Annotated in this window: 9 protein-coding genes and 2 pseudogenes; 5 read left to right on the top strand and 6 right to left on the bottom strand. The window is 60.4% G+C overall.

Annotated features, from left to right (window positions below; all coding sequences use genetic code 11):
* Nucleotides 1–186: 186 nt before the first annotated feature.
* The 3 genes and pseudogenes from ACNR9W_RS13610 (at nucleotide 187) to ACNR9W_RS13600 (ending at nucleotide 3,232) form a co-directional block, all read left to right on the top strand.
* Nucleotides 187–1,542 (top strand): TniQ family protein, encoded by a 1,356-nt coding sequence (locus ACNR9W_RS13610; RefSeq protein ID WP_419271718.1) that lies wholly within the window; start codon nucleotides 187–189, stop codon nucleotides 1,540–1,542.
* Nucleotides 1,527–2,000 (top strand): hypothetical protein, encoded by a 474-nt coding sequence (locus tag ACNR9W_RS13605; RefSeq protein WP_419271717.1) that lies wholly within the window; start codon nucleotides 1,527–1,529, stop codon nucleotides 1,998–2,000. The genes ACNR9W_RS13610 and ACNR9W_RS13605 overlap by 16 nt, the downstream gene beginning before the upstream one ends.
* Nucleotides 2,001–2,004: 4 nt before the next feature.
* A pseudogene (locus ACNR9W_RS13600) lies at nucleotides 2,005–3,232 on the top strand (IS3 family transposase).
* A gap of 286 nt (nucleotides 3,233–3,518) precedes the next feature.
* Here the strand turns inward: ACNR9W_RS13600 and ACNR9W_RS13595 are convergent.
* From ACNR9W_RS13595 to ACNR9W_RS13580, 4 genes and pseudogenes are all read right to left on the bottom strand, one after another.
* Entirely contained in the window at nucleotides 3,519–3,713 is a 195-nt protein-coding gene (locus ACNR9W_RS13595; RefSeq protein ID WP_419271249.1) for a hypothetical protein, read from the bottom strand.
* 1,233 nt (nucleotides 3,714–4,946) lie between these two features.
* A pseudogene (locus ACNR9W_RS13590) lies at nucleotides 4,947–5,057 on the bottom strand (recombinase family protein); the annotation flags it as partial.
* Between the two features lie 22 nt (nucleotides 5,058–5,079).
* Nucleotides 5,080–6,693, bottom strand: a complete 1,614-nt coding sequence (locus tag ACNR9W_RS13585) for a mechanosensitive ion channel family protein (protein WP_419271248.1) — start codon at nucleotides 6,691–6,693, stop codon at nucleotides 5,080–5,082.
* Nucleotides 6,694–6,936: 243 nt separating this feature from the next.
* Nucleotides 6,937–7,140 carry a hypothetical protein gene (locus tag ACNR9W_RS13580; RefSeq protein WP_419271247.1) on the bottom strand — a complete coding sequence of 68 codons (204 nt, stop codon included), beginning with the start codon at nucleotides 7,138–7,140 and terminating at the stop codon, nucleotides 6,937–6,939.
* 461 nt (nucleotides 7,141–7,601) lie between these two features.
* On the opposite strand from ACNR9W_RS13580, the gene gntA reads away from it, so the two are divergent.
* Nucleotides 7,602–8,279 (top strand): guanitoxin biosynthesis heme-dependent pre-guanitoxin N-hydroxylase GntA, encoded by a 678-nt coding sequence (gntA, locus tag ACNR9W_RS13575; RefSeq protein WP_419271246.1) that lies wholly within the window; start codon nucleotides 7,602–7,604, stop codon nucleotides 8,277–8,279.
* Between the two features lie 46 nt (nucleotides 8,280–8,325).
* Entirely contained in the window at nucleotides 8,326–8,874 is a 549-nt protein-coding gene (locus ACNR9W_RS13570) for a DUF1989 domain-containing protein (protein ID WP_458478503.1), read from the top strand.
* Between the two features lie 650 nt (nucleotides 8,875–9,524).
* On the opposite strand, the gene ACNR9W_RS13565 is transcribed toward ACNR9W_RS13570, so the two are convergent.
* Together ACNR9W_RS13565 and ACNR9W_RS13560 are read right to left on the bottom strand one after the other, a co-directional pair.
* The gene (locus ACNR9W_RS13565) at nucleotides 9,525–9,782 is read right to left on the bottom strand and encodes a hypothetical protein (RefSeq protein WP_419271244.1); all 258 of its coding nucleotides are present in this window, start codon (nucleotides 9,780–9,782) and stop codon (nucleotides 9,525–9,527) included.
* Between the two features lie 1,058 nt (nucleotides 9,783–10,840).
* Nucleotides 10,841–12,385 (bottom strand): winged helix-turn-helix domain-containing protein, encoded by a 1,545-nt coding sequence (locus ACNR9W_RS13560; RefSeq protein ID WP_419271243.1) that lies wholly within the window; start codon nucleotides 12,383–12,385, stop codon nucleotides 10,841–10,843.
* Nucleotides 12,386–12,428 lie beyond the last annotated feature (43 nt).

Raw genomic sequence — 12,428 nt, 5'->3', positions numbered from 1 at the left:
AGTCGCGGAGATTATCGTGCAGGCAGCATGCTGCGCATTGCGGGCAAGGGGACGAGGATCAACCCTTGCCGTTGAAGATTTTGCGCATGCCTACAAGAAGCGTACAGGTGCGGTTCCCTTGCTGAACCCGTTCCTTGCGACTGACTTCACGGCTATAAACGTTCGCACCATTCTGGATGATCCCGAATGACCGGTCTTGGTCTCTGTCTTCCCTTGATCGATGGAGAGATGCCCACATCCCTGGTGTCACGATTGTCGCGCCTGCATGGAACGTCCCCCCGTGATTTCTGCTCTGATATGGGGCTTCAATGGCCCCATATATGCTCGGCGCACCCAGAGCAGCTATCTCGGTTGGCAATGCTCGCGAATGTCAGCTTGCCCCAGCTCATTCGATGGAGTGGTCCTTTAGTCAGCCCCTGCCGCTATCGGGTCGGCCACGAAATTGCGAGTACGGGCGTGTTTCGCCGGGCTGCGACTCGGGTCTGCCCGCGCTGTGTGCTAGAAAGCCATGCAGCTGGTCCGCATTATGGACCATTCCAGCGGGTCGAATGGCTGGTGCTGAGTATTCGTGTTTGTGCCAACCACGGCTCAGCTTTGCTGAAGCTTCCAAACGCGGGGCATGCCCACGATACCTATGATCTGCTGGCCCAGATTGACCGCCATAACAGCGCCATACAGGACGCCGCAGATGCAATTGAGCTCGCCGCTTCTACGGAGTTTGAGGTTTACGTCCGTAGCCGCATTCAGGGGCAAGCGGCAGCGAATTGGTTGTCGAACTGGGAACTGCAACACCTGCATCGGGGGTGCCTGACCCTCGGATCGGCCCTGCTGTTCGGCTCAACTGAAAACAGTGCCTCGCTCGATATGGCGCGGGGCAGGGCAGCTTTGGATCGAGGCTATAGCGCCCTGCAGGGGGGACCTGCCCAACTTCTGAACGCACTCTCAGAACTCAAGAGCGCATTCAAAACGGAGCGCCCATACTTCTCGACTGACATAGGCGACTTCTACGCTTGGCTGAAAGAGGAAGGGGAGGAACCCAAACTTACAGAGGTCCGTGACGCTGTTCGTAACTTCATCATTGATAGCTACCCCCTGCGTCCTAATATGCGAGTTTTGGGTAAGAAGGTGTGTACCGGTTCTCGCATGACTTTTGCGAAAGCTCGACAGGTTTCCGGCATAGCGCGCGCGCGGATGAAAATGGCCCTGGGCCATGTGCACGGTAAGCGGCAAAGCAGCGTACCTGTGATCACCGACGTCAAAGTGGATGACATCAGCTTAGCAGAGGACCTCTGGGCCAGTCTCAGCAATCTCAAGGACGCTGCTGACGCTTTAGACGTGCATCCTGCGCAGATGAAAAGTCTGATTGGGGCGGGTGTGCTTGAAGCTGTCCGTCTGCAGTCTGCGCTGCGATACGTGACCAAGGCGTCCATAGCCGCTGTGCTTACCTTGATAGACGCTTTGCCCACTGATCGGCCCAGCAAAGTGCTTTTGCCTATCGCAGAGTTTGCCAAAGCCGCTGCATCTCCATGGCGAGGGTATTGAAGGCAGTGCAGGGTGGGGAAATCAAACACGTAGGCCGCAATCCAGAGGCGGCGGGGATCAGGTCGATTTTGATCGATAATGGTGAGCTGCCTGTCAGAAAGAGGCGAAGGCAAGACGCGGATATGTCAATTGCAGAAGCCGCCGAGCATCTTCAGATCGGAGCTATGGGAATTCGTGCATTGAGGGATTGCGGCTATCTGGATCAAGTTCGCCGCAAGAATCCCGACACGAATCATCAACGGGCCTTCATCACCATCCAAAGCGTCGAGCGATTTGAGGCTGAGTACGAGACCTTGGGCCAGATGGCAGTAAGAATGGGTATCCGTCCCATGCATCTGGCAAAGCAGCTCGACAGTGCTGGCGTGGAGCCGTTGCAAACGAAAGGATCGTTGGTTCGTGCCTATTTTGAACTGGCCCCTGTTTCGACCGGACACTTGGGCATAACCATGGAGGCTTAGGCATATGTCTAAGCACGTGCTTATGTCAGAGATCGAAATCATCACCGATGGTGGTCGCCGGCGCCGCTGGACTGCTGCCGAGAAGCTCCGGATCGTCGAGGAGACGCTAGACGACCGCGCCAGCATCTCAGTGGTAGCGCGCCGCAATGGCGTGGCGCCCAACCTGCTCTATCGTTGGCGGCGTCTGATGCTCGAAGGGGGAAGTGTTGCCGTGGCCGAGGACGATGCTGTCACCAGCAACAAGGTTGTGCGGCAGCTTGAAGACCGCATTCGCGAACTTGAACGCGCACTCGGCCGCAAGACGCTGGAGGCCGAGATCTTGCGGGAGGCTTTGGACAAGTCGCGCGTAAAAAAACCGACCTTGCTCGTGCGGTCGCCGCTGAAGGGAGATTTCCAGTGATGGCGGTGGCCGAGACGTTGGAGGTTTCCCGCTCCAACCTGGTCGACCGACTGAAGGGCAAAACGAAGCCGCGGCAACGCTATCACAAGGCGCAAGACGCGGCGGTTGTGCCGCTCATTACAGCGCTCGTCGCGGCGCGACCGACCTGCGGCTACCGGCGGATCACGGCGATCCTGAACCGCCAACTGCGCTCGCAAGGTTCGGCACCGGTAAACCACAAGCGCACTTACAGGATCATGAGGGCGCACAATCTGCTTTTGGCCCGCAAGTATTCCGAGCGGCCGGAGCACATCCATGACGGCAAGGTCATCGTTATGTGCTCGAACCTCCGCTGGTGCAGCGACGGCTTCGAGTTCACCCCGCTCGGAACGGCGACATCATTCGCGGCGCCTTCATCATCGACGCTCATGACCGGGAGATCATCGCCTGGAAGGCTGTGGTCAATGCCGGTATCAGCGGGTCAGACATTCGCGACATCATGCTCGAAGCCGTGGAACGTCGATTTGGCGCCCTGCGAGCACCGGCGGCGATCGAAATGCTGACCGACAATGGGTCGCCATACATCGCCAAGGACACCCAGATCTTCGCCCGTCAGCTCGGCCTGAAGCCCTGCTTCACGCCAATCCGCAGCCCGCAGAGCAACGGCATGTCAGAGGCTTTTGTGAAGACGCTCAAGCGCGACTACGTCCAGGTAACGCCGTTGCCCGACGCAGAGACCGCTCTGGGATTGATTGGAAGCTGGGTCGAAGATTACAACGACAACCACCCACACTCAGGGCTGAAGATGCGCTCGCCCCGCGAATCCATCGCCGCTCAAACCGCAACCGCCTGAGTGTCCGGTGAAACGGGGGCAAGACCATATTTACACCTTTCGAATGCGACAGAGATAAAGCGCAACTGAGCCTGGCTAAAAAGGGAAGGGGAAGCCGGAGTGGCAAAGCGGCCGGAAACCTGACCGATAATCGTCCAACATTGCGCGAGCAGAGCACAAGCCGGGAAACTTCAGAATCCGGCTGTCCGAAGGTGGAGAGCAGCCCCCAAACCGGCAGACTCTCGCGATGAGCAAGGGGCGACCAAGGAGGAAGGTCAGCCGCATTAGCCGTCTGTACTTTTCTTTCTCAAAGCGAAGTCGAAAGCTGAGCGTCCGCCTCTAGGTGGGGCTCTCCCCATTCGGCATCCATCATTAATTTGCTGTCCTTGCCATCTGAGATGAAGCCTTCGCTCTTTGCCCGGTCCTGGATCTTTGTGATCCTCTCGATCAGGCTGTTGGCGTTGGGTGCAGTGTCGTTAGCGGGGCAAAGGGTCTTTGGCATGTGTTTTTCGCTTAAAGCGGTTGTCTATGGGATGAGCATAGCACGGTGCTTTGCACCGGTTAGTCATTCGTCTTCGTCGTGAATCCCACGCATGGGCCGGCATATGACTAGGCTCGCTAATCGCGTCACGCGCCAATCAATCTACTCCAACTGGCCCGTATGAGTGGCCAAACGCGGCAATATTGCATGACGAACGAGGTAAAAATGTGTGGTGAAAGATGCGGCGTGAGCCTGCACTTCCAGCACGGCCGCGGCAAACTCGTCGGCGAATCTACACACATTGTGAACGCAAAACAAAGTTGCTTCTTTTGTCACGTAATGGCTTCGTGGCGTGCTGTGGCATGTCCGGCCTTTTGGTCAGCCGCAATCAGGCCTGTGGGACTTTGGCTTTTAAATTAGCAGCTCGGACTTGCGCCTTCCGCCTCTCGGGCAGCACCTCCGTCAATCTGATCTAGCCCGGATACGCATGAGGCGGTCGAAAGGTCGCTTCCCATCGAATTTTATGGCTTGGGCCAGCCGATACTCTGTGCCCTCCTGATGCGACACCCCTGAGCAATGGACATCGCCTTCCTGTATTATTTCCACAGGTCCTTACCACTGCTGCCTGTTCTTCAGGGGCAGGACGATCGGGACGGCCCTTGTCCGCTGTCGCTTAAGAATCGCAGTGGGGATTTAAAGACGTCGTAAGCGGCACCATGCAGCGATGGAAGTTGCCATGATGGGAGTGGCCAAGAGCGGACGGACCGGCCCAGAATTGCGCATGCTGAAAACAGTCTCTACGCCGGATCATCTCCTACACCGGGTCGATCGCATGCTTGATCTCGACGAACTGCGCGCAGCGCTGGCCGAGCATTACAGTGCACGGGGACGTCCTTCTGTCGGTCCGGAACTGCTCATCCACATGGTTCTTGTCAGTCGCATCTACGGAATTAGATCCTAACGCCGCCTGTACGAGGAAGTCTGGTACAATCTCACATACTGCGGTTTTTCCGGCTCGCGCCAAGGTCGTCCATCCCGCACCGCTTGCCTTTTAGCAAAAACCGGCACGGACGCTTCAGCGTGGCGGGCATCTTCCTGACACTGTTCAAGACGACGCTAAGCCGCTGCACCGTCGCAAAAAATGGTCGAAGGCAAGGATGTGGCGCTCGACGCCTCGTTCATCGCGATCGGTGCGAGCTGGCACCATAAGATGTGGCTCGCTGATCTATGAATATATCGTCCCTCGGACGCCCGATACGCAAATGGCCCGCGCAGCAGCCGTGGCTGGGTCCAGTGCCGCGCAAGGGGCAGCGGCGCGTTCACGATGTGCAGCACGTCCTCCCATGGCATGTTTGGGCGCAGGCGGCTTGCCCGCCGTCCGACAGCTTCAGACGCTTTCACGTTGCGAGACATACCGCTTTCTGGGCAGGAACTTTCCACCCTCGTGCTCTGATACGAAGGACACCAGTTTCTCGCGCACCTCGTTGTGCAGCGTCCAGGACGTCAACGGGGTCGTCGCCCCGATCCAGACCCACAGGACGGCCACCTCACAATCCACCTCGACCATCTCGACGGTGGGAGCTTCGGTCAGGCGGGGATCCCCGTCAAGAATCTCCCCGACCCACTGCCTGACAAGATCGACATCAATACGGTAATCCACCGGCAGCTTCACGATCCTGCGGACAGCTTCGCCCTCCTTCGACCAGTTCTCGACTGCGCGGGACAGGAACTCGGCATGCGGCACGATCAGCCGGGTGTCGGTGTCCGTCCTCAGGACGGTGTGCGCGAACGCGATGTCCTCGACCGTGGCCCACCGGCCATCAAAGACCACCACGTCCCCGATGCGGACGGGGTCCGAAAGGGCGATCTGGAGGCCGGCCACCATGTTCCCGAGCAATGGTTGGGCTGCGATGGCCACAACCACGCCGATGGCACCTGCCGATGCCAGCACGGAGATGCCGAACGTCTCGAAGAGGCCTAGCCGGAGCAGGACATAACCGATGCTGACCACGGCAATCAGGACCACCGTCAGTCGCCGGACAACGTAGACATTGGTCTTGATCCGACGGTTGTCGGGATCATCGCTCGAGAGCGGCACCACGTACCGTTCGCTCAACACCAGGGTCGCTCCGGACACCATCCTGACCAGCAGCCATGCTCCGGCCAGCAGCCCGACGACCTCTGACGCCAGGCCCAGATTGGAGGCGACCGGACCGGTCAAGGTGATGAGGCGGTCGATGACGAGGCGATAGGTCAGGGCCGCAAGAACCGTGGCCAGTGGAAAGGCCAGGCGCCTGAGCCACCCCGCCCAGTACAGGGCGACCTGCCGTGACAGCAGCCTGACGCCCCTGTAAACCAGAAGCCAGAGGAGCCCGCAGATCGTCAGAAGACCTCCGACGATGAGCCACTCCCGGAGCGAGGGACGGCCGAGGGTCGCCAGGCGCTCCTCGAGAGGCACCCATCCGCTGAGCATCCCGGGCCGGCTGGCGGCATAGAGACGCGAGGTCCGTTCCACGGTGAAGGGCGAGAACAGCCAGACGGGCTCGGTGTCCTCAGCCCGGAAACGCTGTATGCTGATCGGAACCGGGCGTCCGTCAAGTTCCAGCTGCCCAAGTTCGATCGACCTTCTGCGATAGGGCGTTTCCGCAGCGTCGGTCTCCGGAACGACCCGCGCATCAGGCTGGTCCGGGATCTGCGCCCAGTCTATCAGCTGGTGGTTCAACAAGAGGAAGGCCAGCATCAGCGCAAGCGTGGGCGCCCGGCTCTCGCGTTCCTCTTCGGGGATACTGCTGAGATTGAGGGCCTGAGCCGCGCGCGGCCCGTCGCCGGCCTCGACGGCATCAAGGAAAGCCTCCAAGGCGGCCCGGGGCGTGTTCAGTTCGAGCGGCTCATCGGCCTTGGGCAGGCCGAAGCTCAGATCCTCCACCTGGAACACGAAGGGCTCGGGCGTGTCCTCTTGCTGGGCCACGGCTTGCGCTACAGCTGCCGCCCAGAGCAGCATGACAAGACAGAATTGGGAAAAAAGCCTGCGCATCATCATCCTGCAAGGGCCGCACGTCATCCCGGTCCGTTCCTGCGAGTGTTGCGCCAGCATAAGCCACAGGAAGACGGGTCACAACGCGCTTGGCCGGGCCCTGTTGGTCGGGGGGTGGCGAAGGGCTGTGGATATTGAGGCATATCATGCTGCTCCCTGCCAAGGGATCGGAATGATCAGGGCTGCCGTGCCAAGGCCGCACGCGCCTCCCTAACCTGCCGCCTCGCCGGGTTCAAATGTCGTGGCAAGCCAGCGCCTGAAGGTCCGACTTGGCAAATTTACCGGCGATGAATGGGCAAAAAGGGCCAAGCTCATGGTTTTCTCCCGTAGCTTCCACAGCCATTTCAGCAGGCGCCAATTTTTCCGGACCTTTCGTTTCGGCAAGACGGTTGTGCCGGTGAATCCGTCGATCATGTCAGGGCGCTGAATAAGCGCAGAGTATTCCCAGACGCAGGAGATACAACGCGCCCTTGATCAGCTTCCAATGCATTGGTGGGAAGTGCTGGTGACAGCGACTGGCGAGTGCTTCATCAACATTGCTGAAATCCCGGCGTCAACATCAGCACAATCCAGAGCCGCATTTCGCTGACGCGGCAGACGCTGCAGGAGACCTTAACGCCTGACGATCTGCGGACCATCCTGCTGGCAGCGCCAGCAGATCAACCCGCATGGACGCTTTGAAATCCTGGGCTTCTTCGATAGCGCGAAGCCCCTGCTGGGGCCCCGTCGTCTAATGGATGATGTCTGATTTGCCTGCGCCGGGCCGGCACGATTGGTCACCCCGTCTGCCGAGGTTTCACCTACGTCTCGGCTGAAGCGGGGAACTACCTTTGTCATTCTCCGGTTCTGCTACAGATCACAATCGGTGAATTCCTATGCTCGTTGACGAAGACATCACTCGCCAGGCAAGCGAAGAACTGACCTCGGCCATCGCAGACCCGGCATTCCCTTGCCTCGGCGCGAAATCCGCAATGGCGCGGGGTACCCTCAAGACAGTGGTCTGCCAGTCGCTTGACCTTGCTGGGGAGGACGCCCGGATCCATTCGGAACTGTTGTCATGGGTTGCGGATTACCGTCAGGACCCCTCGGGCCTGCGCAGCCTCGCGGTCGTCTTTGCCGAACCTGCCGATCTTGACGAGGAACAGTTCGAAGCGGCGATGTGGAAGCGGCTTCAGGCACTGGCCTGCATCGACGACCGGCGCCGGCAGCCCTACAATGACAGCGTCAGCGGGGATCCCGAAGATCCGCATTTTTCCCTGAGCTTTGGCGGCGAGGCGTTCTTTGTTGTCGGGCTGCATCCGCAGGCGTCACGGCCCGCCAGGCGCATGCCCCGCCCGACGCTGGTCTTCAACCTTCACGACCAGTTCGAGCGCCTCCGCGAGGAGGGCCGCTACGAACGCATGCGCGAGCGCATCCTGAGCCGCGACGAAGCCTTGGCCGGAAGCGTGAACCCGATGCTCGCCCGGTTCGGCGAGGAAAGCGAGGCCCGGCAGTACAGCGGACGTGCCGTAGGCGACGACTGGTGCTGCCCCTTCCGCGACCCAAGGGCCTGAGATGAACGTGCTGGAAATCCCGCCGCGCTCTGGTGTCGCATTTCGGTTGAGCGAAGGGGAAATCCTGAAGGTGATCGACCCGCAGGGAACGCAGGTGTCCGATCTGCTGGCCTTTGGCGCGGCCGATGTGCGCGAAGTGATCTCGAACGGCCGGACCTTCGATTACGAGGAGACGATCGCGCTGACGACGGGGAACCGGCTCTGGTCGAACCGCTCGCAACCGATGCTGTCGATCGTGGAGGACAGCGTGGGTCGGCATGACTTCCTGCTGACCCCCTGCAGCGAGGCGACCTTTCGCCACTTCTATCCGGACCAGCCGGTCCACCGGGGCTGCTTTGGCAACTTGGCCGAGGCGCTCTCGCCCTTTGGCATCGAGCCTGACATGATCCCCTGCGCGTTCAACGTTTTCATGAACGTACCTGTCGCCTCTGACGGCACCCTGCGCGTGGAGCCCCCGACAAGCCGTCCCGGAGACTTCATCCGGCTTCGCGCAGAAACGGATCTGGTCATCGGGCTGACCGCCTGTTCGGCCTATGCCTCCAATGGAGGAAGCTTCAAGCCTATCCACTACGAGATCGAGCCAAGGCCCACATGATCATCTGTGCTTGCTTGAGTTCCGGGCAGGTGCCTTGATTGGCCTGAAGGGCTTTGCCGGTCTGAAGGACGACGCTTGCTCAAAAAAAGCCACTGCTGGCGCTGGAACAGGAAAAACCCCGGGGACGCGAACTTGAAGGCCTCTGGTCCAGCAGACCTTTGTCACCAACGGCTCAAAGAGCGCCATCGGTTCGGCCAGACCGCCGGAGGTTCTGGAGCCGGTTGCTGCATGCAAACTTTGTGGCAATCGGCTCAACGTGCCACAGGGGGTCAGTGTTTTCCCGGCTTTTCGCGGCAGCTTACGGAAATGCTGAAACGAGCATAGCTCTGGCGGGAACTGGCACTTGCGGATCGTGTCACCAGCGCAATGCCTGCGATGGGGGACTTGGCTGACGTGAAGCTTTTGAAGCCCAATATCGGCTTTTCAGGGCGCCTGCGGGCATTGCATCCGACGCATGCTGGCCAGCCGCAGATTTGTGGGAAATTGCAAGCTGTGCGATCTTGAAGCGCGAATGAAAACTGGGGGATGCAGGCCCTGTAGACCAGAAAACCAAGGGCCCGGATCATTCAACAGGACAAGCTGATCGACATGATGGCTCCGCTCCGCGAGGCGGACCTACTCAGGGCGGAGGCGTTCTTTGCTGCCTGCAGTCAGTAGTCTTCGCGGCTTGAGCGGTCGGCCGATCCTGAAGACGGAAAGGTGGTGACGGACACCAGATCATGAGGGCTCAGCCGGCTCTCGGCAAGATCATGTGAATTCAGCAATCTGCCGGCTTCAACTTGGGAAAGAGTGGCCTCTGACGCACCCCATTGACTGTCGGGACGCTCGTGAGGCTCGCTCAGCGGGGTCGCCTGAGCAGCAACAGCAACGAAGGACGCTGCGGCGAAGGAAGGGATGAGTTTTAACATGACAAGCTCCTGCGGTGGCGCTCTGCGCCATTAGGATGTGACGATCGAGGTGCGATTGCCGGCCGCGGAAAACGTGCTCAGGCACGATGACCAGCGATTGGCACCGGTGACGGACCTGTCTGCAGAAGGAGCGCAAAGGAGCGTGCTCAACAGAGCTTCGCATGCGCTCCGCGGGGCGCTTCTGCATCAGGCCGATCGGCTGCGGGCCTATCCACGCCGCAATGTTGCAGCCGATCTGGCAGCGCAGCCACTATCGGTGTGGAAACCTAGATGGGACAGCAAGCGAAAGATCTGCCGCGGCATCGTGACTGACACTGCGCAACCGATGTTCCTGACGTGCAGTGCCGGATCTTGGCGATGCCAGCGTCATGCAATGCGTCTTCCCACACATGACGATGCGCCGGAATCTACTACTGGAAGAGTTTCATCATCGAAGAACCCCTCTGGCAGTTAACGAGAACTGCCGAAGCCCTTGCGGCCAGCGAACCAAGATCGAAAAACAGGACTTCCAGACGACTCGGATGGGACGCATGAACGGCGACGCAAGAAAGATACATCCGCGGGGGGCACCATACAATACTCCAAACGGGCTAAGCCCCGCTGCCGGCGAGACACGAGAAACCCATGACCCAAGGCGGCTACCCTCGTATGGGTCGTATGAAACGTCGAACATGGGAGACCGGCAAAAAAGGTGACAGCCTGCGGCCTTTCCACGCGTTGTCCAGCTCCGTTTGCCGGTCCGATCTTCAACGACAGCACTGTGGGACGGGTCGCTGCAGCAGAAGGTGTCGTGAGAGGAACTGCCGGACGACAAATCTCGCATCGTTTCGGAGTCGCCAGAAGCACTCCGCGGGGCATGTCAGACCGCGAAACAGGCCTCTTGCGTGAGGGGCTAATGCCGAACGCACTGCGGCTATATCAGCCTGAACGCGATAGTTCCTGAAGCCGCCGCCAAATGCTCCCCGCAGCAGCTATGATCGACTCCCGCTTGTGGAACCGGGGCAAACCCCGCGGCTGCACATCTTCCCCATCATCCACCCTTCCGCCCACCTCCCTTGTCAGAAGCCTTGGCGATGCAGTTCCGCCGCAATCTTCACCCGTGATGCAGCATCATGCGTGGGGAAGGCGGTCAGGTAGTCCCGGGCGCTTGCGTCGGGTCGAAGCTGAACAGCCTGGCGCCGCCACCGATCGGCCTGGGCGGCCCTGCCCGCAAGCCCGTTCGCGACCAGCGCGATCATGGCGATCAGGTGGTGGGCGCCGGGCGCCGTGGCAGCCTTGTCGGCCCAGTCAGCGGCGGCCTGATAGTCCTCCTGCTGAATCAGCATCTGCGCGCGGACACCGTGGACGCCGTAGAGCAATGGGTCGAGAGGGCTGAGATGCAGCGAAGTCTCCACACCCGCCAATGTCGTGGTCGCGTCTCCGAGCAGCATCGCGGTAAAGGCAGAGGCATAGAAGCCCTGCGCGTAGTTCGGGTTCAGGTCAGTGGCCCGCGCCAGCCATCCTGCGGCAACCTTGGGCTCATCGGTCAACCAATAGGACCGTCCCATGGTGAAGTGCGCGAAGGGATCGAGGGCATCAAGCTCCAGGCTGTGCTCGGCGTGCCGACGGGCGGCGCGCGTCGCAGCCGCAGGGTCGGGGCTCAGGCGCAGGAACGCATCAAGGAAACTGGTGAAGGACAGGCCCGCATGCGCGCGCGCAAAAGAGGGGTCGGCCATCACGGCATGTTCGAAGAACGACTGCGCAAGCAGGGTGTCGGCAGAGGTGAATCGATAGAGATGTCGAAGACCCAGATGGTAATTGGCCCAGGCATCCAGTCCCTCCGGGCCGTTCTGGGCGGCGATGTTCGCCTCGTTGTACGGGATGTGGATTTCCAGTGCCGAGACAAGATCGACCACGATCCGGGCCCTCAGATCGTCGATCTCGTGGATCGGCGCGACCAGCCGATCCGCCCATTGCAGCTGACCTGAGGTCGTATCAGTGAGCTCCAGCATGACAGCGATGCTGTGGTGCTGGCTCTCGATGAACCCCGACAGCACATAACGCGCAGAGAGTGCGGCAGCCACCCCGTCCAGATCCGCCTGGGGACCATGGAAGCGGAAGGTGGAGCCGCGCGCAAGAACCGCCAGCCAGCGAAGACGCGACAGCGCCTCGATGATCTCGTGGGGAATTGCCTCGCAAAGGAAATGAAGGTCCTGCGGCACCCTGAGGGGCGTGAAGGGCAGCACGGCGATCGAGGGGCGCCCCCCTTCATGTGCGGAATGTCCCGATTTCGCGGCACCTGCACAATGCGCCCCCCGGCACTCCACATCTGCAACGAAGCGGAAACCGCGGCCATGGACGGTGCGGATCACGCGCTGGCCCACGCCATCATCGCCCACAGCCTGACGCGCCGACCTGATGCGGCTGGAAATGCTGGCATCCGAGACCGCACTGCCGTGCCAGACCGCGGCGGCCAGGTCATCCTTGGTCACCATGCAGTGGCGGTGCCGGATCAGATGGATGAGAAGCGACAGCACCTGCGGCTCGACCCGCACCGGCTCGCCGGAGCGGGTGAGTTCGAACCGCTCGGGGTCGAGCTGGATGTCTCCAAAAACCCAAGGCATGTGCCAGGATACAGCAAAAATGGCGTCCTCTGCATGATTTCTT

It is taken from the genome of Paracoccus sp. T5, assembly GCF_048538155.2.
Classification (GTDB): domain Bacteria; phylum Pseudomonadota; class Alphaproteobacteria; order Rhodobacterales; family Rhodobacteraceae; genus Paracoccus.
Note: the sequence above shows the minus strand (reverse complement) of the source record. Positions and strands in the feature narration are given on the sequence as shown.